The 20,042-nt window shown below is 69.9% G+C and carries 21 protein-coding genes and 1 tRNA gene; 8 read left to right on the top strand and 14 right to left on the bottom strand.

Annotated elements, in window-relative coordinates; translation table 11 throughout:
• The first annotated feature begins 48 nt into the window (after nt 1-48).
• Nucleotides 49-2,055, top strand: a complete 2,007-nt coding sequence (locus AC0HS0_RS01230) for a cellulose binding domain-containing protein (RefSeq protein WP_472961091.1) — start codon at nt 49-51, stop codon at nt 2,053-2,055.
• Between the two features lie 79 nt (nt 2,056-2,134).
• On the opposite strand, the gene AC0HS0_RS01225 is transcribed toward AC0HS0_RS01230, so the two are convergent.
• Together AC0HS0_RS01225 and AC0HS0_RS01220 are read right to left on the bottom strand one after the other, a co-directional pair.
• A tRNA-Thr gene (locus AC0HS0_RS01225) sits at nt 2,135-2,207 on the bottom strand.
• A 41-nt stretch (nt 2,208-2,248) separates the two neighbouring features.
• The gene (locus AC0HS0_RS01220) at nt 2,249-3,145 is read right to left on the bottom strand and encodes a DsbA family protein (RefSeq protein ID WP_472961090.1); all 897 of its coding nucleotides are present in this window, start codon (nt 3,143-3,145) and stop codon (nt 2,249-2,251) included.
• Nucleotides 3,146-3,483: 338 nt separating this feature from the next.
• Between AC0HS0_RS01220 and AC0HS0_RS01215 the strand changes: the two genes are divergently transcribed.
• The 3 genes from AC0HS0_RS01215 (at nt 3,484) to AC0HS0_RS01205 (ending at nt 6,458) form a co-directional block, all read left to right on the top strand.
• A complete protein-coding gene (locus tag AC0HS0_RS01215) occupies nt 3,484-4,578 on the top strand; it encodes an ABC transporter ATP-binding protein (protein WP_472961089.1) in 1,095 nt (364 codons plus the stop codon).
• 93 nt (nt 4,579-4,671) lie between these two features.
• A complete protein-coding gene (locus AC0HS0_RS01210) occupies nt 4,672-5,970 on the top strand; it encodes a DUF4032 domain-containing protein (RefSeq protein WP_472961087.1) in 1,299 nt (432 codons plus the stop codon).
• A gap of 86 nt (nt 5,971-6,056) precedes the next feature.
• Complete coding sequence (locus tag AC0HS0_RS01205) at nt 6,057-6,458, top strand: DUF4190 domain-containing protein (protein WP_472961086.1); 402 nt, start codon at nt 6,057-6,059, stop codon at nt 6,456-6,458.
• 250 nt (nt 6,459-6,708) lie between these two features.
• Here the strand turns inward: AC0HS0_RS01205 and rlmB are convergent, their stop codons facing one another.
• The 5 genes from rlmB to AC0HS0_RS01180 form a co-directional block, all read right to left on the bottom strand.
• The gene (rlmB, locus tag AC0HS0_RS01200; protein WP_472961085.1) at nt 6,709-7,731 is read right to left on the bottom strand and encodes a 23S rRNA (guanosine(2251)-2'-O)-methyltransferase RlmB; all 1,023 of its coding nucleotides are present in this window, start codon (nt 7,729-7,731) and stop codon (nt 6,709-6,711) included.
• On the bottom strand, nt 7,728-9,161 hold the full coding sequence (cysS, locus tag AC0HS0_RS01195) for a cysteine--tRNA ligase (protein WP_472961084.1): 1,434 nt from the start codon (nt 9,159-9,161) through the stop codon (nt 7,728-7,730). Before cysS ends, rlmB begins: the two co-directional genes overlap by 4 nt.
• 9 nt (nt 9,162-9,170) lie before the next feature.
• On the bottom strand, nt 9,171-9,554 hold the full coding sequence (locus AC0HS0_RS01190; protein WP_472961082.1) for a nuclear transport factor 2 family protein: 384 nt from the start codon (nt 9,552-9,554) through the stop codon (nt 9,171-9,173).
• A 40-nt stretch (nt 9,555-9,594) separates the two neighbouring features.
• Entirely contained in the window at nt 9,595-10,776 is a 1,182-nt protein-coding gene (ispD, locus tag AC0HS0_RS01185) for a 2-C-methyl-D-erythritol 4-phosphate cytidylyltransferase (RefSeq protein WP_472961081.1), read from the bottom strand.
• 99 nt (nt 10,777-10,875) lie between these two features.
• Complete coding sequence (locus AC0HS0_RS01180) at nt 10,876-11,358, bottom strand: CarD family transcriptional regulator (protein ID WP_021763858.1); 483 nt, start codon at nt 11,356-11,358, stop codon at nt 10,876-10,878.
• A 179-nt stretch (nt 11,359-11,537) separates the two neighbouring features.
• On the opposite strand from AC0HS0_RS01180, the gene AC0HS0_RS01175 reads away from it, so the two are divergent.
• Nucleotides 11,538-12,041 carry a hypothetical protein gene (locus tag AC0HS0_RS01175; RefSeq protein WP_472961079.1) on the top strand — a complete coding sequence of 168 codons (504 nt, stop codon included), beginning with the start codon at nt 11,538-11,540 and terminating at the stop codon, nt 12,039-12,041.
• 92 nt (nt 12,042-12,133) lie between these two features.
• Here the strand turns inward: AC0HS0_RS01175 and AC0HS0_RS01170 are convergent, their stop codons facing one another.
• Entirely contained in the window at nt 12,134-12,817 is a 684-nt protein-coding gene (locus AC0HS0_RS01170) for a response regulator (RefSeq protein WP_472961078.1), read from the bottom strand.
• Nucleotides 12,814-13,965: a sensor histidine kinase gene (locus AC0HS0_RS01165; protein WP_472961077.1), complete on the bottom strand. Its 1,152-nt coding sequence runs from the start codon at nt 13,963-13,965 to the stop codon at nt 12,814-12,816. The genes AC0HS0_RS01170 and AC0HS0_RS01165 overlap by 4 nt, the downstream gene beginning before the upstream one ends.
• A 191-nt stretch (nt 13,966-14,156) precedes the next feature.
• Between AC0HS0_RS01165 and phoU the strand changes: the two genes are divergently transcribed.
• Nucleotides 14,157-14,813, top strand: coding sequence for a phosphate signaling complex protein PhoU (phoU, locus tag AC0HS0_RS01160; protein ID WP_472961075.1), 657 nt, complete (start codon nt 14,157-14,159; stop codon nt 14,811-14,813).
• Nucleotides 14,814-14,905: 92 nt separating this feature from the next.
• Here phoU and AC0HS0_RS01155 read toward each other — a convergent pair whose 3' ends face one another.
• Both AC0HS0_RS01155 and AC0HS0_RS01150 read right to left on the bottom strand, forming a co-directional pair.
• The gene (locus AC0HS0_RS01155) at nt 14,906-15,286 is read right to left on the bottom strand and encodes a 2'-5' RNA ligase family protein (RefSeq protein WP_472961074.1); all 381 of its coding nucleotides are present in this window, start codon (nt 15,284-15,286) and stop codon (nt 14,906-14,908) included.
• 98 nt (nt 15,287-15,384) lie between these two features.
• Complete coding sequence (locus AC0HS0_RS01150) at nt 15,385-16,134, bottom strand: phosphoglyceromutase (RefSeq protein ID WP_472961073.1); 750 nt, start codon at nt 16,132-16,134, stop codon at nt 15,385-15,387.
• Between the two features lie 17 nt (nt 16,135-16,151).
• Here AC0HS0_RS01150 and AC0HS0_RS01145 point away from each other — a divergent pair, with 17 nt between their 5' ends.
• On the top strand, nt 16,152-16,979 hold the full coding sequence (locus AC0HS0_RS01145) for a class I SAM-dependent methyltransferase (RefSeq protein ID WP_472961071.1): 828 nt from the start codon (nt 16,152-16,154) through the stop codon (nt 16,977-16,979).
• A 28-nt stretch (nt 16,980-17,007) separates the two neighbouring features.
• Here AC0HS0_RS01145 and ygfZ read toward each other — a convergent pair whose 3' ends face one another.
• The 3 genes from ygfZ to AC0HS0_RS01130 all read right to left on the bottom strand — a co-directional run bounded on the left by ygfZ (nt 17,008) and on the right by AC0HS0_RS01130 (nt 19,189).
• Nucleotides 17,008-18,120 (bottom strand): CAF17-like 4Fe-4S cluster assembly/insertion protein YgfZ, encoded by a 1,113-nt coding sequence (gene ygfZ, locus AC0HS0_RS01140; RefSeq protein WP_472961070.1) that lies wholly within the window; start codon nt 18,118-18,120, stop codon nt 17,008-17,010.
• Nucleotide 18,121: 1 nt separating this feature from the next.
• Nucleotides 18,122-18,721 (bottom strand): heme-binding beta-barrel domain-containing protein, encoded by a 600-nt coding sequence (locus AC0HS0_RS01135; protein ID WP_472961068.1) that lies wholly within the window; start codon nt 18,719-18,721, stop codon nt 18,122-18,124.
• Between the two features lie 126 nt (nt 18,722-18,847).
• Nucleotides 18,848-19,189, bottom strand: coding sequence for a hypothetical protein (locus tag AC0HS0_RS01130; RefSeq protein ID WP_472961067.1), 342 nt, complete (start codon nt 19,187-19,189; stop codon nt 18,848-18,850).
• Nucleotides 19,190-19,320: 131 nt separating this feature from the next.
• Here AC0HS0_RS01130 and AC0HS0_RS01125 point away from each other — a divergent pair, with 131 nt between their 5' ends.
• Complete coding sequence (locus tag AC0HS0_RS01125) at nt 19,321-20,013, top strand: response regulator transcription factor (RefSeq protein ID WP_472961065.1); 693 nt, start codon at nt 19,321-19,323, stop codon at nt 20,011-20,013.
• Nucleotides 20,014-20,042: the final 29 nt, after the last annotated feature.

The following is a 20,042-nucleotide window of genomic DNA, read 5'->3' as shown; positions in this document are numbered from 1 at the left end:
AGTGACGTACCTCCCTTCGTTCTTCCGCTGCAAGTCGTGAGGAGTGCCATGCCCGAGTCCGCGCCCCGTTCCGCTCGCCACCGGGAGTCCGGTCGCCGAGGACCCGCCGAGTCCATCCGCCGACTGCTCGTTCGGCTCCGTCGGCGCTCAGGGGGGTCGCGGCGGAGGCTCGCGGTCACGTCCGCGCTGGTCACCGCCGCCCTGCTCGGATCGGGCGCTGTCGTCACTTCGGGCGCCCTCGCTGCGGCGAGCCCGCGTGTCGATGTGACGTGGGCGACCACGAACTCGTGGACGACCGGCTTCCAGTCGGCGGTCACGATCACGAATGGCGCGGGGACGACGACGACCCTGAAACCGTGGCAGGTTCGCTTCGACTTCCCGCACACGCTCGTCAGCATCTGGTCGGCGGTGTCCGTCGGCTCGCCCGCCGGCACCCTCACCGTCGGGGCGCCGTCGTGGGCGACGACCCTCGCACCGGGAGGCTCGGCCCAGTTCGGGCTCACCGCCACCCGCGCGGGCACGGCTGCGATCATTCCCACCTCGTGCACGATCGTGGGGCTGCCGGCGGGCGCGAGCCTCCCGTGCTCGGTGAACGGCGGAGGCACCGGCACGACACCGAAGCCGACGGCGACACCCACGCCCACGCCGACGCCGACGCCCATACCGACCCCCACTCCCAAGCCGACACCCACGCAGACACCGACACCGACCCCGGCCTCCGGTCTCGCCATCACCTGGACCGTGACGTCGGAGTGGACCGCCGGCTTCCAGTCGTCCGTCGCCGTCTCCAACTCCTCGTCGCGCACGCTCACCCCGTGGCAGGTCGCGTTCACGACCGCAGACGGCGTCGTCAGCCTCTGGGACGGCACGGCCGCGACCACCAGCGACGGCTTCAGCGTGAGCGCCCCCTCGTACGCGCGCTCCCTCGCGCCGGGCGCCACCGCGACCTTCGGGCTGACCTCCGCCAAGGCGGCGGGCGCGCCGCTCGTGCCGACAGCCTGCCGAGTCGTCGGCGCCGACCTTCCGTGCTCGATCAACGGCGGCGCGGCATCGACGCCCACCCCGACGCCCACGCCCACGCCCAAACCGACGCCCACCCCCACGCCGACTCCCACACCCTCGCCGACTCCCGGTACCTCCAGCCTCCTGGTCGCGCCGTACGTCGACATGGGCCTCTGGCCGACCGCCGACCTGACGTCGTTCGCCGCCTCCGCCGGGGTTCGCGCGGTCACCGCGGCGTTCATCGTCGCCGACCGCAGCAGCGCGTGCTCCCCGACCTGGGCCGGCTACACCGCGTACACGGTCGGGGGCGGGCAGGACTTCCAGGCGAACATTCATGCCTTCCAGGCGACGGGAGGTCGCGTGATCGCCTCGTTCGGCGGAGCGGTCAACGACGAGCTCGCCCGCGTGTGCACCGACCCCGCCAAGCTGCTCGCGGCTTACACGGCGGTCGTGACCCGGTTCGGCCTCGACCGCGTCGACTTCGACATCGAGGAAGCCGACGTGTCCGACTCGGCGTCGAACCTGCGCAGGGCGGCGGCCGTCGCCGCCCTCCAGAAGCAGCGCGCAGCCGCCGGCCACCCGCTGCAGGTCACACTGACCCTGCCCGTGATGCCTTACGGGCTGCTCACCAGCGGCGTGCGCACCGTCGCGGAGTTCTCCGCTGCCGGAGTCCAGCTCTCGGCCGTGAATCTGATGACCATGGACTACGGCACCGGCGTCACGAACATGGGCAGCGCCGCGATCTCGGCGGCGACCGCGGTCGCCGGGCAGCTGAAGACCGTCTCGGCCTTCGCCTCGTGGACCGACGCGCAGCGTCTGGGGCTGATCGCCGTCACCCCGATGCCGGGCCTGAACGACACCGGTGAGATCTTCACTGTCGCCGATGCCACGACCGTCGGCCGGTACGCCGCGGCGAACGGCCTCGCCGGGCTCTCCTGGTGGGAGCTGACGCGCGACCAGCCCTGCACGCAGGGCATCGCTGCCTACATGTGCTCCGGAACGACCCAGCCCCGCTGGACCTATTCCCGCGCGTTCGTCACAGCCACAAGGTGAGCGGCATCCACCCGATCTGACACACGACGAAGCGCCAGAATGAATAGCCCCGCAGCAAAGCCGCGACGAACAGACACAGAGCCGACTGCGGGGTTCGAACCCGCGACCGCTCGCTTACAAGGCGAGTGCTCTACCAGCTGAGCTAAGTCGGCGACGACGGGAGCCCGTCGCGAACCATCCTAGAGGACGGGGGTCAGCTGCCCGCGCTCGGCGAGGGGGTGGGCGTGGCCGTCGACGAGTACTGGTCTCCCTGCGCCTGCAGCACGAATGCCTTGAAATCGTCTGCGTCCGTCAGCGAGCCGGTGTATGGCTTGCCGTTCACGAGAACGAGCAACGCGTTCGTCATCTTCTTCACGTCGGAATTCGGGATGGGACCGCTGAGGGCACGATCGCTCGCTGTGCCGACCCAGGTCTTGAAGCGACCGTCGTCGATGCACGAGTTCACGTCCGAAACGGAGGCCCCGGAGGCGGCAGCGCGCTTCTTGAGTTCTTGGTCGGCGAGGCCAGGGCCGCCCTCGGCCGGCTGATTCGCGAACAGGGACTCGTTGAAGGCCCAGAACGCCTTCGGTGAGTAGTTCGCGACGCAGGCGGCCGCGTTCGCGGCCCGCAGTGAGTAACGGGTGCCTGCCGAATGACTGGTGTAGATGGCGACGGGGTGGATCTCCACCGTGACCGCACCGTCCTTCACCAGCGGCTGCAGCTGCTTCAGGTTCGTCCGCTGGAACTGACCGCACAGCTTGCACAGGTAGTCCGCGTAGATGCGGATGTCGACGGTGCTCGCCGAATCGGGGACGGTCGCCACAGGCTTCGCTTCGGCGGCGAGCGCCGGCGTGGTCTTGACCTTCAGCCCGGAGCCGACGACGACGCCGTCGCTGGCCATGTTCTTCGGGCCGGGGACGGTCGGGCGGATGGCGCCCATGATGACCACGGCGACGATGGCCGCGATGGCGAGGACGCCGATCACGATGCCGCCAGACAGGAGGGTCTTGTTCCTGCGGTCTTTGCGCTGCTGGCTCGTGCGGAGCTGTCGGGCTTTCTCCCGCGCTGCCGCGCGGACGTCGCCGCTGCGGCTCTCGTCGGGGTCGGTCATGGAACTCATATCTTCAGGCGTATCGGCTCTCGGGGTAGGCGGCGCTGTGCGCGGGGGGACGCAACAGCGGGGACGTGCGTGAGCTAGACGCAACCGGACGATCGTAATCCGGCTGTCTGGGAATAGACCAGACATACGCCGTTCGAGTTCCGAACACCACCTCCACGTGCCCCCCGAGCGCGGGCCAGCGGCCTCCACGGACGAATGGTCGATGAGGCGCTTCGGATGCCTTACTATGGGGGTCGTGGCATCGACGCCCCTGGACGTCGACGCCACGTCTATTCCATTCACAACGGATCGTCCGGCACGTACCTGCCGGTGAAGGAGACAAAAGAAAAATGGCGACTGTCACCTATGACAAGGCGACCCGGCTCTATCCGGGTTCCAACCGCCCCGCGGTCGACGCTCTCGACCTCGATATCGCAGACGGCGAGTTCCTCGTCCTGGTCGGCCCCTCCGGCTGCGGTAAGTCCACCTCGCTCCGCATGCTCGCGGGCCTCGAAGAGGTCAACGACGGCAACATCTTCATCGGCGAGCGCAACGTCACCGACGTGCCGCCGAAAGACCGCGACATCGCGATGGTGTTCCAGAACTACGCGCTCTACCCGCACATGACGGTCGCAGAGAACATGGGCTTCGCGCTCAAGATCGCCGGCGTCGGCAAGGAGGAGCGCGCCTCCCGCGTGCTCGAGGCTGCCAAGCTGCTCGACCTGGAGCCTTACCTCGGCCGCAAGCCGAAGGCCCTTTCGGGTGGTCAGCGTCAGCGTGTCGCAATGGGCCGCGCGATCGTCCGTTCGCCTCAGGTGTTCCTCATGGACGAGCCGCTGTCGAACCTCGACGCCAAGCTCCGCGTGCAGACCCGCACCCAGATCGCCTCGCTCACCCGCCGCCTCGGCGTCACCACGGTCTACGTCACCCACGACCAGACCGAGGCGCTCACCATGGGCGACCGCATCGCGGTCCTCAAGGACGGCGTGCTGCAGCAGGTCGGCACCCCGCGCGACCTGTACGCCCAGCCGAAGAACGTCTTCGTCGCCGGCTTCATCGGAAGCCCTGCCATGAACCTGTTCATCGCCGACGTCACCGACGGCGGCGTCAAGTTCGGCAACTCGGTCGTCCCGATCGAGCGCGAGGTGCTCGCCAACGCCGGCAACTCGGTCACGATCGGTGTCCGCCCGGAGGACGTCGTCGTCTCCACCGCCGAGAGCGGCGGCCTGAAGGTCGCGGTCGACCTCGTCGAGGAGCTCGGCGCCGACGGCTACCTGTACGGCCACTCGGAGGTCGACGGCAAGCGCACCGACATCGTCGGCCGCGTCGACGGACGCGTGCACCCGAACGCGGGCGACACCGTCTACATCACCCCGAAGCCGGGCCACGTCCACCTGTTCCACGCGGAGTCGGGCGAGCGTCTCGGCGGCGCGGTCGTCGACTAAGGTCCACGGAGCAATCCCTCACTCTGCCGCAGTCCGTTTCTCGGGCTGCGGCAGAGTGGTTTCCGCACCACTCGTTCCTGGAGGCTCTCTGTCATGGCCGGCTCTGTCAACATCACCGCGGCGACCGTCGATCCCGCACTGCTCGACCTTCCCTGGAACCTCCCGCTGGACCAGTGGTCGAACGAGCACATCGCGCTGCTGCCGAAGGGCATCAGCCGGCACCTCGTGCGCTTCGCGAACCTCTCGGGCTACGTGATCGCCATCAAGGAGACGACCGCCGAGATGGCGCAGCGCGAGTACGAGATGCTGCGCACCCTCCAGCGTCTCGACGTGCCGTGCGTCGACCCGGTCGCGGTCATCAAGAACCGCACCGACGACAACGGCGACGCCCTCAACGCCGCGCTGGTCACCCGGCACCTCAAATTCTCCCTCCCCTACCGCGCGCTGTTCTCGCAGACGCTGAGGCCCGACACGGCGACGCGGCTCGTCGACGCACTCGCCGTGCTGCTGGTGCGCCTTCACATCGTCGGCTTCTTCTGGGGGGATGTGTCGCTTTCCAACACCCTCTTCCGGCGCGACGCCGGCGCGTTCGCCGCGTACCTGGTCGACGCGGAGACCGGGCAACTCTATGACGGCCTCTCGAACGGCCAGCGCGAGAACGACCTCGAGATCGCGCGGGTCAACATCGCCGGCGAGCTGATGGATCTGGAGGCCGGCGGCCGCGTCGACGAGGAACTCGACCCGATCAAGGTGTCGAACGGGATCGTCGCCGCCTACCGGTCGCTCTGGAAGGAGCTCACCGGCAGCGAATCCTTCTCGTCGTCGGAGCGGTGGCGGATCAGCCAGCGCGTGGAGCGCCTCAACGAGCTCGGCTTCGACATCGAGGAACTCGCGATCAAGACCTCCGACGAGGGCACGACCGTCCGCATCCAGCCGAAGGTCGTCGACGCGGGGCACCACCAGCGACGCCTGCTGCGCCTGACCGGCCTCGACACCGGCGAGAATCAGGCGCGGCGCCTCCTGAACGACCTGGACTCGTATTCGGCGACTCTCGGCAAGCGCGGGCTCGACGAGGAGGCCATGGCCCACGAATGGCTCCTGCGCGTCTTCGAGCCGGTCGTCCGTGCGATCCCGGCCGATCTGAAGGGCAAGCTGGAGCCCGCAGAGGTCTTCCACCAGCTGCTGGAGCACCGTTGGTTCATGTCGCAGCACGAGGGTCGCGACGTGCCGCTGGCGGAGGCGCTGACGTCGTACATCAACGACATCCTCCGACACCGCCGCGACGAGGCCACCGTCGTCGGACCGCCAACCGAGACGATGAGCATTCCGGTGATCCGCCGCGGGGCCGGGCTCGACGAAGACGACGACGAGGACTGGCGCTCCAAGGTCTGAGGAGGTCTGACGAGGTCGGGCGGGGGCCCGGGCCGCTGGCCCCGCGCTCCTCCGCTACGCTCTGAGTAACCAGAGCGAGGAGCACGATGTCGAACCCCGAACAGCCTGGAGGCGTGCCGCCGTACTCGGAGCGGCACTACGCTGCGCAGCAGCCGACGTACGGCGCGCAGTCCTACCCCGCCCAGCCGTACCCGGGGCAGCCCGGGTACCCGTATGCGTACGCGTACGCGCCCGAGCCGCGCACCAACGTGCTGGCGATCGTCTCTCTGGTCTCGGCGTTCTTCATCAGCATCGTGGCGATCATCACCGGCCACATCGCCCTGTCGCAGATCAAGCGCACCGGCGAGAACGGCCGCGGTCTCGCGCTGGCCGGCCTCATCATCGGTTACCTGAGCGTGGCCCTCGGCGCAGTGCTCGTCATCGTGTGGCTCGTGGTCTTCTTCTCGATCATGAGCCACAGCATGTCGGTGTCCGGGACCTCCAGCTAGCGGGCGTTGTGTGGTGTCGGTAGCTCCGGAGGTCGCACGCGACATGCCGGGGCAAGCTCCGTAACTCCGGATATCCGGCAGGGATTACGGCAGTTCTCCGGATGTACAGACGGGCGGGCACGGCCCGCCCGTGTCTGCAACTCCGGAGATCGGGGCTGCGGCCGAGCCGATCTCCGGGTTTAGAGACACGCGGCGGCGTCTCGCCCGAGATCTCCGGATGCGCCAACGGCCGGGTTATCGAACAAGGCGCCTACGCCCGCGCGCCCTTGCCCTCCGCGCGCAGTTTGGCGATCTCATACAGCGTGACGCTCGCCGCGATACCGGCGTTCAGCGACTCGGTGGAGGCCGAGATCGGGATCGACACCACGGCGTCGCAGGTCTCGGTCACCAGCCGCGACAGGCCCTTGCCTTCGCTGCCGACGACGATCACGACCGGGCGGTCGGCGAACGACAGCCCGGGCAGCGACGTGTCGCCGCCGCCGTCGAGGCCGAGCACGAAGACGCCCGCCTTCTTGAACTCCTTGAGCGTCGCCGTGAGGTTGGAGGCCATCGCGACGGGCGTGCGTGCCGCGGCACCGGCAGACGTCTTCCACGCCGCTGCCGTCATCCCGACCGAGCGACGCTGAGGGACGATCACGCCCTGCCCGCCGAACGCGGCGGTCGAGCGGATGATCGCTCCGAGGTTGCGCGGGTCGGTGATCCCGTCGAGCGCGACGAACAGCGGCGTCTGGCCCGTGCGGAGGGTCAGATCGAGCAGCTCGCCGGGGTGGGCGTACTCGTACGGCGGCACCTTGAGCGCCACGCCCTGGTGCACTGCGTCGCGACCGGCGAGGCGGTCGAGCTCCGGGCGCATGACCTCCAGCACCGGGATGGCACGGCCGGTCGCGATCGACAGGATCTCCTTCACCCGGTCGTCCATCTCGACGCGTGCCGCGATGTAGAGCGTGGAGGCCGGGATCGCCGCCCGCAGTGCCTCCAGCACCGAATTGCGGCCGGTGACGATCTCGCTCTCGTCACCGCTCTTGGCGCGACGGGCGGCTCCGGAGGCCCCGCGGGGCGCGCCGTCGCGGCCGCCGCGCTGCTCCGCCTTGGCCGCAGAGCGCTCGCGCAGCTGCTTGTTCTTGTAGGCCACGTGGTACTCGCGGTCCTCTGCCTTCGGTGTCGGTCCGCGGCCCTCGAGGGCCTTGCGGCCGTGGCCTCCGGTGCCCACCTGGGCGCCCTTCTTGCTCTTCCTCACGGCGCCCGCGCGGGGCTTGCCACCCGAGTTCTTCATGCTTCGATACTCCAATGCGACCCCGTCGGGGTGTCTTCGATACTGATCCCCGCGGCGGTCAGCTCGTCGCGGATGCGGTCTGCGGCGGCGAAGTCGCGCGACTGCCGCGCCTCCTGCCGGTCGTCGAGCAGCCGCCCGATGAGGGTTCCGAGCGCGTGCTCCGCCGCGCTCGAGCCCGCCGAGTGCCACTGGGGCGACAGCGGGTTGATGCCGAGCACCTCGGTCATCGCCAGCACGTGACCGCGCGCGTTCGCCGCGGCCTCCAAGTCTTCCGCATCCAGCGCCGCGTTTCCTGAACGTACGGTGTCGTGCAGGACGCCGAGCGCCTGCGGCACCGCGAGGTCGTCGTCCATCGCCTCGGCGAAGGCGCCGGGCACGATCTCCACGCCGCTGCCGGCGAACCGGGTTCCGGCGAGCCGTCGGTCGACGCGCTCGAAGAAGCCGGAGATGCGGTCGAGCGCGGCTTCGGCCTCGCTGAGCGACCCGTCGTGGTAGTCGATCGTCGACCGGTAGTGCGCCGAGCCGAGGTAATACCGCACGACCAGCGGGCGGGCCGCGCCCAGGAGGTCGGCCGCGTAGACGGAGTTGCCGAGCGACTTGCTCATCTTCTGCCCGTTGACGTGCACGAGGCCGTTGTGCACCCAGTACGACGCGAAACCGTCGCCGGCCGCCGTGGACTGGGCGAGTTCGTTCTCGTGGTGCGGGAAGCGCAGATCGAGGCCGCCGCCGTGGATGTCGAACTCCGGGCCCAGATAGCGCCGGGACATGGCGGAGCACTCGATGTGCCAGCCCGGTCGCCCGTCGCCCCACGGGGACGGGAATGCAGCGGAGTCGGGCTCGTCGCTCTTGCGCCCCTTCCAGAGCGCGAAGTCGCGCGGATCGCGCTTGGCGCGCGGGTCGGCGTCGGCCGCGGCCTCCATGTTGTCGATGCTCTGGCGGGTCAGCGCGCCGTAGGTCGGCCAGCTCTTCACGTCGAAGTACACGTCGCCGGAGCCGTCGGGCGCCACGTAGGCGTGGCCGCGCTCGACGAGCCGGCCGATCAGCTCCTGCATCTGCGGGATGCTCGCGGTCGCCCGTGGCTCGTAGGTCGGAGGCTGCACGCCGAGCGCCGTGTAGCCGGCCGTGAACTCCAGCTCGAAGCGGTAGGCCAGCGCCCACCATTCCTCGGAGCCGCCCTGAGCCTGTGCGGTCACCGCGTTGACGAGGATCTTGTCGTCGATGTCGGTCACGTTGCGCACGAGCGTCACGTCGAGCCCGCGGTAGGCCAGCCAGCGTCGCAGCTGATCGTAGACCAGGGCGGAGCGCAGATGCCCGATGTGCGGCGACGACTGCACCGTCGGGCCGCAGACATACATGCCGACCGCGCCGGGGCGCAGGGGCACGAAGTCGCGCAGGGCGCCGGCCTTGGTGTCGAAGAGTCGCAGAGTCACGGCCTAAGCCTACGGGGCCGCACGGCGAGCGAGCGCTTCGTTGACCGGCGCGAACGCCACACGATCGAAGATCAGCTCGATCTGCGTGATGCGGTCGCCCTCGACCGTCACGAGCTCGACGCACGGCACCGCGCCCGCCGGGGTGTCCGTGACGAAGTCGTAGACGACGCAGGCACGATCGCCGTCGGCGAAGACCTCCCGGATGTCGTTGCGGACCAGGGCTGGGAGGAGCCGGTTCAACGCGGTCAGCCACTCGTCCCTGCCGAGCGTCGTTCCCGCGAAGACGGCGGACAGGTCGTCGGAGAGCAGGCGGCCGACCGTCTCGAGGTCGTGGTCGCCGACCGCTTCGATGTACCGCCGCGCAAGGTCGGCGCTGTTCTGCTGCTGAGGCATCGCGATCCCTTCCACGCGCCAGGGTAGTGAGTCGGCGGCGTCAGCGCAGCAGTGCGGTCGCGAAGACCGCGATCCCGTCGCCCCGGCCGGTGAAGCCCAGCCCGTCGGTGGTCGTCGCGGCGATCGAGACGGGTGCGCCGAGGATCCCGGAGAGCAGCTCCTCGGCCTCCCGCCTCCGCGGCGCGAACTTGGGGCGCTGGCCGATGATCTGCACGGACACGTTCCCGATCCGCAGGCCGGCCTCCTCGATCAGGCGACGCGTCTCGGTGAGGAAAACCTCCCCGTGCGCCCCGGCGAACTTCGGATCGCCTGTTCCGAATGTGCCGCCGATGTCGCCCAGGCCCGCGGCGCCGAGCAGAGCGTCCACGATGGCGTGGCAGGCGGCATCCCCGTCGCTGTGGCCGGAGAGGCCTGGCTCGTCGGGCCAGTGCAGGCCCGCGAGCCAGAGCTCCGCCGACGGATCGAACGCGTGCGTGTCGGTGCCGAGCCCGATGCGCGGCAGCGGCGCTGCGGTCTGCGACTGATGTGAGGACTGCGGCGCGATCATGTCGTGGGCGCGCTGGAGGTCGTGCGGCGTCGTGATCTTGAACGCCTGCGCCTCCCCAGGCACCACTGTGACGGCGTAGCCGGCGGCGGCGACCACGCCGGCGTCGTCGGTCTCGTCGGTCGTGGCAGCGGCGTATGCCGCCAGGAGGTGATCGCGTGGGAAGCCCTGCGGCGTCTGCACCGCCGCCAGCGCCGAGCGGTCGACCGTCTCGTGCACCGACCCGTCGGAGGCGACGCGCTTGATCGTGTCACTGACCGGGAGGCCGGGAACCGCGCCGTGCCCGGTCTCGATCACGGCCGCCACGACCGCGTCGAACAGCCGGGCGGTGGTGAGCGCGCGGGCCGCGTCGTGGACGAGCACGACCTCCACATCGTCGGCGAGCACCGCCAGGCCCGCTGCGACCGACTGCTGCCGCGTGGCGCCGCCGGGCACGACCTGCGCGACGCGGCCGAAGACCGCAACCGCGATCGCGGACGCCTCCTCCACGCGGTCGGCCGGCACGACGAGTACGGGCTCCGCCGCGTGACCCATGCCGCGGACGGCATAGAGCGAGCGCTCCAGCAGCGTGGGACCGTCGAGCCGCACGAAAGCCTTCGGCAGCTCGGCTCCGAGCCGCGTACCCGAACCGGCGGCGACGACGATGACCGCGACGCGCGGCCCGCTGTGGGTGCTCATGCCCAGAGACTACCCGCCCGGCCGGAACGCCGACGGCCCCGCTGCCGGAGCAGCGGGGCCGTCGAACGCGAATGAATCGCGGAGCGGGTGAATCGCGGGTTAGGAGGCAAGCACCTCGTCGAGGAGGCTCGACGCCTTCTCGTCGTCGGTCTTCTCAGCCAGGGCGAGCTCGGAGATGAGAATCTGCCGCGCCTTGGCCAGCATGCGCTTCTCGCCGGCGGAAAGGCCTCGATCCTGGTCGCGGCGCCAGAGGTCGCGGACGACCTCGGAGACCTTGATGACGTCGCCCGACGCCAGCTTCTCGAGGTTCGCCTTGTAGCGGCGCGACCAGTTGGTCGGCTCCTCGGTGAACGGAGCACGCAGCACCTCGAACACGCGGTCGAGGCCCTCCTTGCCGATCACGTCGCGCACGCCGACGAGGTCGACGTTCTCGGCGGGGACCTCGATGGTCAGATCGCCCTGCGTGACGTTGAGCTTGAGGTACAGCTTCTCTTCACCCTTGATGATTCTTTTCTTGACCTCGGTGATCGTTGCAGCACCGTGATGGGGGTAAACGACGGTTTCGCCAACCTCGAAAAGCATAGATATGTTGTCCCTTCAGCAACGAATAGGATACCACACGAGGCACATGCTAAGGTTCGCCCTCGCGCCCCCGCCGGCGCGGGGAACGCCTGTCGGCATACGGTAAACTCGTGCTGAAATCCGCTTCCTGACAAGGCATCAGCGCGCCGTCGAGCGGAACGATTCGGAGGGTCATTCCAGTGAAAGCTCGTGTCGCGGCGTCCATCGTCCTCGCCCTGGCGGTCGCAGTCGGCACGGCCGGGTGCGGTCTCATCGCACCGCAGGCGACAACGAAGCACTACGACCCGAGCGACGGCGTCGGCGGCAGCGTCGGAGCGATCGACGTGCGCAACGCCTTCATCGTGACCGACGGCGTCGGCGGCAAGGTCGGCAACCTCGTGGTCACGCTGGTCAACACCGACAGCAAGAGCCACCGGGTCGCCATCACCTCCGGCTCCTCCGGCGCTGCGGCCGAGATCACCGTCGAGGCCGGCCAGGTGAAGAAGGTCGGCACACAGCCCGACGAGGCGACGCAGAACAACGTGTTCCTGACCCCGTTCGACGCCCTCCCCGGCAGCCTCTACCCTGTCTACTTCCAGTACGGCGACGCCACCGGCGTGAAGCTGAGCGTCCCTGTGCTCGACGGCGGCCTCCCCGACTACAAAGACCTGGTTCCGCCGACCATCCTGCCGGCGCAGAACTGATCGCGGCGGGCGAGGCCCGCACACGACGAAGCCGCCCCCGCGATCGCGAGGGCGGCTTCGTCGTTGCTCCCGCCGGGAACGGCAGGGAACGGTCAGGCGTTGAAGCGGTAGCCGAGCCCGCGCACCGTGACCAGCATCTGCGGGTCGGAGGGGCTCTCCTCGATACGCGACCGGATGCGCTTGATGTGAACGTCGAGCGTCTTGGTGTCGCCGAAGTAGTCGCTCCCCCACACCCGGTCGATGAGCTGACCACGCGTGAGCACACGTCCGGCGTTGCGCAGCAGCAGCTCCAGCAGCTCGAATTCCTTCAGCGGCATGGAGATCTCGCCGCCGCTCACCGCGACCGTGTGGCGGTCGACGTCCATGCGCACCGTGCCGGCCTCCAGGATGCCGTCGTCCTCCAGCTCGGCCTCGTCGACGCGTCGACGCAGCACGGCGCGGATGCGCGCCAGGAGCTCGCGTGAGGAGTACGGCTTGGTCACGTAGTCGTCGGCGCCGAGCTCGAGCCCGACGACGATGTCGACCTCGGAGTCCTTGGCCGTCAGCATGATGATCGGCACGGTCGACCGAGTACGGATCTCGCGGCAGACCTCCGTTCCGGGGATGCCGGGGAGCATGAGGTCGAGCAGGATCAGGTCGGCTCCGACGCGGTCGAACTCGGCCAGGGCCGTCGGTCCGTCCTCGGCGACCGTCACCTCGTATCCTTCGCGCTTGAGCAGGTACGCGAGGGGCTCGCTGAGGGCGGCCTCGTCCTCGACGAGCAGGATGGCTGTCACAGGTTCTCTCCAATCGGGGGACGCACGGTGGCCGCCTCCGGCAGCCGGATCGTGAAGGTGGAGCCGCGTCCGGGCTGGGACCAGACCCGGACCTCGCCGCCGTGATTCTGCACGGCGTGCTTGACGATCGCGAGGCCGAGCCCGGTGCCGCCGGTGTTGCGGGAGCGGGCCTGGTCCACGCGGAAGAACCGTTCGAAGACGCGGTCGAGGTCGTCCTCCGGGATGCCCTCGCCTTGGTCGGTGACGGCGATCTCGACGACGCCGTCGACCGTCCGGACGCCGATGCCGACCCGGGAGTCCTCCGGCGAGTACTGGATGGCGTTCGAGATGAGGTTGTGCACGGCGGTGACGAGGAGTGCCTCGTTGCCGATCACGCTCGCGTCCTTCTCGCCGCGCATCGCGATCTCGATCTGGCGGGCCTCGGCGGCGACGCGGTTCTGGTCGATCGCTGCCCTGACGACCTTCTTGGCCGAGAGCTGCTCGGCGTCACCGAGGGCATCGGCGGCCTGGAGGCGGCTCAGCTCGATGATGTCCTGCGTGATGCGGGCCAGCCGGGAGGCCTCCTCGCTGAGGCGCAGCGCGAACCGCCGCACCTGCTCCGGGTCGTCCGACGCGTCGTCCAGGGCCTCGGCGAGCAGGCTGACCGCGCCGATCGGCGTCTTCAGCTCGTGACTGATGTTCGCGACGAAGTCGCGCCGCACCGACTCGAGCCGGAACGACTCGGTGCGGTCCTCCGCCAGCAGAAGGATGTAGCGCGAGCCCAATCGCGCCGCGCGCACGCTCAGATGGATGTTGGCGTCGCCGAACGGTCCGCGCGCGAGCTCGCACTCCTCGGTCACCGGCTCGCCTGTGCGGCGCACACGGTCGACGATGTCCACCAGGTGCGGGTGCACGAGCAGCCCGTTCCAGACCAGGCCGATGGCGTGCGCGCCCGGGGAGGCTTTGATCACGTTGTTCGACGGGTCGAGGACGACGCCGGCCGACTCCATCGCATCGAGCACCTGATCGACCCCGTCGGGCACAGCCGGGTTGGACACCGCGGCCGCGTGATCACCACGGCGTGCGGCGAGGTGGAGGATCCAGACGAACCCCGCGCCGACAGCCAGCCCCAGCCCGAGCGAGAGCAGCACCAACCAGGCGGAGTCCATACCCAAATCGTAGGCGATGCGGTCGGACGCGCCGTGACCGATCAGGCTCTGCGCCGCGTGTTTTCGCGGGTACGTTAGACAGTGTTCAGGTGGACGGCACCAACCGTTAACCTCCCGACGCGAGCATCGTCTCGGGGTCGATCGACCCCCGTATTCCGCGTGCGCGCGCACGCCCAGGAAGGACCCATCACATGCGCGAAGTTTTCCAGCAGGAGCTGGCCGAAGTCCAGGACCGGCTGGTCGAGATCGCCGAGCTGGTCGTGCGCTCGATCCGCAGTGCCACCCAGGCCTTCAACGAGTCCGATGTGACCCTCGCCGAAGAGGTGATCGCCAACGACCACCGCATCGACGAGCTCACGGTCGTGCTGGACGAACTGTCGATCCAGATCCTCGCCCGTCAGCAGCCCGTCGCCCGCGACCTCCGCATCGTCGTCAGCGCGCTGCGCATCAGCGCGTCGCTCGAGCGGATGGGCGACATGGCCGAGCACATCGCTCAGCTCGCGCGCTACCGTTTCCCCGACAAGGTCGTGCCGAAGAGCCTCCGCTCGACCTTCGCCGAGATGGGACGCCTCGACGTGCAGATCGCCGAGAAGCTCGCCGAGCTGCTGCGCACGCAGGACATCCGCCTCGCCGACGAGATCCGCAACGACGACGACGACATCGACGAACTGCACGCCAGCGTGTTCGACAAGGTCCTCGGCGAGACGTGGAAGGGGCAGGCCGTCGACACCGTCGACGCGACCCTCGCAAGCCGCTACCACGAGCGCTTCGCCGACCACGCGGTCTCGATCGCCAAGAAGGTGCAGTACCTCGCCACGGGTGACTGGGCGCCCGAAGTCGCCGTCTGAGCCGCGCCTTCCTTCTCTCGCAAAACCGCCGAGGCGGCAGATTCTCTGCCTCCTCGGCGGTTTTCGCGTGAGTTCGCACCGTCTCGATGCGCTCAGGCGAGGGGGATGCGAGCGGCGACGCGGCGTCGGGACCCCGGGGTCCGCTCGACGAGTGCGATCTCGGTGAGGGAGGCGTGATCGCCGGGGGCGAGTGCACCGGCGCGCTGATCGGAGGCGTGCGGGCGATAGCCCGAGCGGATGTGCCGCTGGTCCGCTATGACCGCGCCCGCGGCCTCCAGGGCGTTCACAGAGGCGCGGTGCAGCGCGAGCAGCGCCGGCGACGGCCGCACCAGCGTGACCGGCACCGTCCGACGGTGCCCGAACGACGCGCGCGCCCCCGCGACGATCGGGAGGCGCGGACCGTGCGGCAACAACGCGGCCACGGCCTCCGCGTCGAGACCCGTCGCGAAGGGCGGCACGATCGTGACGTGCAACGGCCAGTCCCCCGCGCTGAACTCGCCCGGAACGACGGCGTCGCCGCCGCGCTCCGGCAGGAACGCGACGACGACGTACGAGTGGTCGGTCGTGACCGTTACTTCTTGCCCTGGGCGGCGACTGCGGCGGCACCCGCCGCTGCGGCCTCGGGGTCGAGGTAGACGGCGGGCTCGATCGGGGCGAAGGTCTCGTCGAGCTTGTAGACCAGCGGGATGCCGGTGGGGATGTTGAGCTCGGCGATCTCGTCGTCGGAGATGCCGTCGAGGTGCTTCACCAGGGCGCGCAGCGAGTTGCCGTGCGCGGTGACCAGCACCGTCTTGCCCTCGGCGAGGCTGACGGTGATGTCGGTCTCCCAGTACGGCAGCATGCGCGCGATGACGTCCTTCAGGCACTCGGTGCGCGGGAGGTCGTCGCCGAGACCCGCGTAACGCGGATCGTGGGCCTGCGACCACTGGCTGTCGTCGGGCAGCGGCGGCGGCGGCACGTCGAACGACCGGCGCCACAGCTGGAACTGCTCCGGCCCGTACTTCTCGAGGGTGTCGGCCTTGTCGAGGCCCTGGAGGGCGCCGTAGTGGCGCTCGTTGAGACGCCACGACCGCTCGACGGGGATCCAGAGACGGTCGGCCACGTCGAGCGCGTAGTCGGCGGTCTGGATGGCGCGGGTGAGGACCGACGTGTAGAGGATGTCGGGCTCGAGGCCCGACTCGGCCAGCAGTTCGCCCGCGCGCTTGGCCTCGGCGACGCCCTGCTCGCTGAGCCGGACGTCGACCCAGCCGGTGAACAGGTTCTGCTGGTTCCACTCGCTGTTGCCGTGGCGGAGGAGGATCAGAGTGTAGGGAGCGGCCATGCGATTAATCTTGTCATATGCCGCCCACGTCCTCCCGCGCCGTCGGCACGGTCACCCGCGGTACGACCAACACGAACCGGCTGCGCCGCGTCGACCGCTGGATCGCCTCCCTCCCCGCGCTGCGCCGGACGGGCGACCCCCTGGTCGTCGACCTCGGCTACGGGGCGAGCGGCGTGACGGCGTTCGAGCTCCAGCACCGGCTGGCGCGCGTGCGCGCGGACGTGGAGGTGCTCGGGCTCGAGATCGATCCGGGACGGGTACGGACCGCGCTGGCCCAGCTGGAGGCCGTCCGCGCAGGCAGCACCGCGTTCGACTCCGCGGCGCGGGTGGGATTCCGCGTCGGTGGCTTCGAGGTGCCGTTGCCCGAGGGGCGGCACGCCGCCGTCATCCGCGCCTTCAACGTGCTGCGGCAGTACGACGAGTCGGAGGTCGCCGCCGCGTGGAGCCGCATGCTCGGCCGGCTGCAGCTGGGCGGAGCACTCGTCGAGGGCACCTGCGACGAGATCGGCCGGATCTCCAGCTGGGTCACCCTCGACCCCACGGGACCGCAGACGCTGTCGATCTCGCTGCGACTCCACGGGCTGGCTGCGCCGAGCGTCGTGGCCGAGCGGCTGCCCAAGGCGCTCATCCACCGGAACGTGCCCGGCGAACGCGTGCACGTGTACCTTCAGGACCTCGACCGGCTGTGGCGCGTCCACGCACCGCTCGCCGCGTACGGCCCGAAGCAGCGCTGGATCGCGGTGGCCCACGGGATGCGGGCCGCCGGCTGGCCCATCGTCGGCGATCGGTCCCGCTGGCGACTCGGCGAGCTCACCGTCGCGTGGGACGCTGTCGCGCCCGTGTAGGCGGCGAATCGGGCCGGCGTCAGGCGCGTCAGGCGCGCGGGGTGCGCGTTACGGCGCCCAGCCGCGGAAGGTGGGGCACGTGGGCCTCTGCCCCGGCCTCCGGAGGCACCACGACCTCCTGCGCCGCGGCGATGAGGCTCCCCTCGGCGTCGACCGTCAGCGTGACCGTGGCGTCGGTGCCGCGTTTGACGACCGCCAACGCGATCGGGCCGAGCTCGTAGTGCAGCGCCGACGAGGTGACGGTTCCGACCACCCGGCCGTCGAGCGTGACCTCGGCACCGGCCACGGGATGCACTCCTTCTGACCCGTCGAGGTGCAGCATCACCAGACGGCGCGGCGGGTGGCCGAGGTTGTGCACCTTCGCGACCGTCTCCTGCCCGCGGTAGCACCCCTTGGTCAGGTGCACCGCGGTGCGCAGCCAGTCGAGCTCGTGCGGGATCGTGCGTTCGTCCACCTCGGTGGCGAAGCGGGGCCGCCAGGCGGCGATGCGGAGCGCGTCGGCCGCGAGCGTGCCCGCTACGGCGAGCTCCCCCGACTCGACGCGCGACGCGATGGAGGCCAGCGCCTCGCGCGGCACCACCCGTTCGCTCCAGGTCCAGCCTGCGCCGGGGTGCTCGCCGGTGGCGTACTGGTGGCCTCCCGGCGTCACCGCGCGCCACGGGTCGTGCCACACGAGCGGCACGCCGTGGGGCGCGGCGAGCGGCAGCGGCGGATCGCCGAGCGTGCCGATCGTCGCAAGGTTCTCGGTGTGGTCGGCGAGCTCGACGCGCAGCATGAACCGCATGGAGTCGAGCCACGAGAGGAGGCCCGCGGCTTCCGGGCGGTCGACGAGGAGCCACAACGCCGTGCCGTCCTCGATCAGCCTGACGGCGTGCTCCACGCGACCGGTGACGTCGAGCAGCAGCGTCTCGGACGACTCGCCGGGCTGGAGGCCGAGCAGCGACTGACTGGTGAGCGAGTTGAGCCAGCTCAGCCGGTCGGGGCCGGTGATCGAGAGGACAGCGCGATCGGAGAGGTCGACGATGGCTGCGCCGTCGACGAGCGCGCGTTGCTCGGCGAGCGGGCTGCCGTAATGCGACGGCACCCCGCTCTGCGCCGTGTCGACGGCGCCGGGGAGGCCGAGGAAGGGCGAAGCGGTCACGTCACTCGACCTTGGCGAGCCGGGCCGACGCGTGCGTGCGGAGATCCTGGCCCAGCGCCGCGATGTCCCAGGCCCAGAGCAGGTGCCCCTCCACCAGCCCGTAGAGCCGCGTGGCCGCGCTGTACTCCTTGGCGCCGGCGGTGCGCATGACGGCGTCGGTCGCCAGGTCGATGCGCGGCCCGTTCACCTGTCCGATGTAGAGCTCGCTGACGCCGTCGGGGTGGATGATCGCGACGTCGATGTCGAAGCCGCCGCTCGACGCGCGGAGCGTCTCGACCGCCTGCGGAGTCCCGAAGGGCCGTGCGCCCTGGCCGGGCAGCATCGCCGGACCCGGGTCGCCTTCCACCAGCGCGCGGCTGAGCCGCCAGTAGCCGCTCTCGGCCGCGAGCGGGGTGCGGCTCTCGTCGAGCACCCACGATGTGGACGAGTAGTTGAGGTACGCCTCGCCGTCCTGGCTGAAGCTGATGCGCTGGCCGAACTCCAGCTGGGTGTGCTCCTCCTCGCCGACGGCGTAGTCGACGACACCCGTGCCCTCCCAGACCCCGATCAGCCAGGAGAGCGGAACGAGTTCGGCCGGAAGGTCGGTGGGGAGCTCGATCATGCCTAGCGCTGGCCGCGGAAGAGGTTGTAAACGACCACGCCGGAGACACCGAGGATGGCGAGGGTGGCCAGACCCAGCAGGCCGATGAAGAAGAGTTCGAGAGCGACGAGCATACGGCCAGTCTAGTCAGTGCCCGAGCGTGGTGAGGCCGAGGATCGCGCCGATGACGCCGAGGATCACGAAGCTGCCGGTCAGTGTGGTCGCGAGCCGGTTGACGAAGCCGTCCTTCTGCTGAGTCGCGAGTTGTACTCCGAAGGAGGCGATCACGCACACGCCGAGCGCGAGCGAGATCCACGACGCGTACTGAATGGGGTGGGACAGCAGCGCGATCAGGACGCCGAGCACGAGCGCGAGCGCCCAGACCGCCCCGACGCTCCAGGCGACGGCGGCTCGCGGCAGCCGCTCCGGGGGTGGCCCCGCGGCTGCGGCGGGGCCAAGCGGTCCCGGGTCCTGCGGCGTCTCGCTCATCCCACCATTGTGCCCTGCCGTCACGGCGGGCGCCTCCCCTCGCGTACTGCCCGGCGGCCGCGATCCTCCGCGGTCCGGCGGCCCAAGCGTTTCCGGTAGCATTGCGGCACGAAGAGGCGAGGAGGAACTGGGTGGCGCAGTTGTTGATCCTCACGTCTGCGCAAGAAGCAGAGGTGCTGCCCGCTCTCGGTCTCCTCAGCCACCGCACCCGTCAGATCCCCGCCGAACCGGCATCGCTGGTCAACGCTCCGGCGTGCGACCTGATCTTCGTCGACGCCCGGCGCGACCTGGCCAGCGCCAAGTCGCTCTGCAAGATCCTCACGACCACCGGCATCACCGTGCCGCTGCTGCTCGTGCTCACCGAGGGCGGTCTCACGGCCGTGAGCGCCGACTGGGGCGTCAACGACGTGGTCCTCGACAGCGCGGGGCCGGCGGAGGTCGACGCGCGCATCCGCCTGGCGATCGGGCGCCAGAGCCAGGAGCACTCGCAGTCGAAGATCCAGGCATCGGGCGTCACGATCGATGAGGCCAGCTATTCGGCGAAGGCGCACGGGCGCACGCTCGACCTCACTTTCAAGGAGTTCGAGCTGTTGCGGTTCTTTGCGACCCACCCCTCGCGGGTGTTCACGCGCGAGCAGCTGCTCAGCGAGGTGTGGGGCTACGACTACTTCGGGGGCACGCGCACGGTCGACGTCCACGTGCGCCGGCTGCGCGCGAAGCTGGGCGACCTGGAGTCGCTGATCGGGACGGTGCGCAACGTCGGCTACCGCTTCAACGTCTACGAGGACGAGAACGACCGGCTGCCGTCCTCCGTGCACCCCTGATCGTTCTGCACAACCCGCCGGCATCGGCG

This window comes from Leifsonia sp. PARNA 1/14, assembly GCF_055720965.1.
The sequence above is the reverse complement of the archived record's forward strand: the minus strand, read 5'-3'. Positions and strand labels throughout refer to the sequence as shown.

What these genes read in the sequence shown, in the direction of transcription:
- AC0HS0_RS01230 (WP_472961091.1), top strand. Translation starts at nt 49, where the DNA reads ATGCCCGAGTCCGCGCCCCGTTCCGCTCGCCACCGGGAGTCCGGTCGC.
- AC0HS0_RS01220 (WP_472961090.1), bottom strand. Translation starts at nt 3,145, where the DNA reads ATGACCGACCCCGACGAGAGCCGCAGCGGCGACGTCCGCGCGGCAGCG.
- AC0HS0_RS01215 (WP_472961089.1), top strand. Translation starts at nt 3,484, where the DNA reads ATGGCGACTGTCACCTATGACAAGGCGACCCGGCTCTATCCGGGTTCC.
- AC0HS0_RS01210 (WP_472961087.1), top strand. Translation starts at nt 4,672, where the DNA reads ATGGCCGGCTCTGTCAACATCACCGCGGCGACCGTCGATCCCGCACTG.
- AC0HS0_RS01205 (WP_472961086.1), top strand. Translation starts at nt 6,057, where the DNA reads ATGTCGAACCCCGAACAGCCTGGAGGCGTGCCGCCGTACTCGGAGCGG.
- rlmB (WP_472961085.1), bottom strand. Translation starts at nt 7,731, where the DNA reads ATGAAGAACTCGGGTGGCAAGCCCCGCGCGGGCGCCGTGAGGAAGAGC.
- AC0HS0_RS01190 (WP_472961082.1), bottom strand. Translation starts at nt 9,554, where the DNA reads ATGCCTCAGCAGCAGAACAGCGCCGACCTTGCGCGGCGGTACATCGAA.
- ispD (WP_472961081.1), bottom strand. Translation starts at nt 10,776, where the DNA reads ATGAGCACCCACAGCGGGCCGCGCGTCGCGGTCATCGTCGTCGCCGCC.
- AC0HS0_RS01180 (WP_021763858.1), bottom strand. Translation starts at nt 11,358, where the DNA reads ATGCTTTTCGAGGTTGGCGAAACCGTCGTTTACCCCCATCACGGTGCT.
- AC0HS0_RS01165 (WP_472961077.1), bottom strand. Translation starts at nt 13,965, where the DNA reads ATGGACTCCGCCTGGTTGGTGCTGCTCTCGCTCGGGCTGGGGCTGGCT.
- phoU (WP_472961075.1), top strand. Translation starts at nt 14,157, where the DNA reads ATGCGCGAAGTTTTCCAGCAGGAGCTGGCCGAAGTCCAGGACCGGCTG.
- AC0HS0_RS01150 (WP_472961073.1), bottom strand. Translation starts at nt 16,134, where the DNA reads ATGGCCGCTCCCTACACTCTGATCCTCCTCCGCCACGGCAACAGCGAG.
- AC0HS0_RS01145 (WP_472961071.1), top strand. Translation starts at nt 16,152, where the DNA reads ATGCCGCCCACGTCCTCCCGCGCCGTCGGCACGGTCACCCGCGGTACG.
- AC0HS0_RS01135 (WP_472961068.1), bottom strand. Translation starts at nt 18,721, where the DNA reads ATGATCGAGCTCCCCACCGACCTTCCGGCCGAACTCGTTCCGCTCTCC.
- AC0HS0_RS01130 (WP_472961067.1), bottom strand. Translation starts at nt 19,189, where the DNA reads ATGAGCGAGACGCCGCAGGACCCGGGACCGCTTGGCCCCGCCGCAGCC.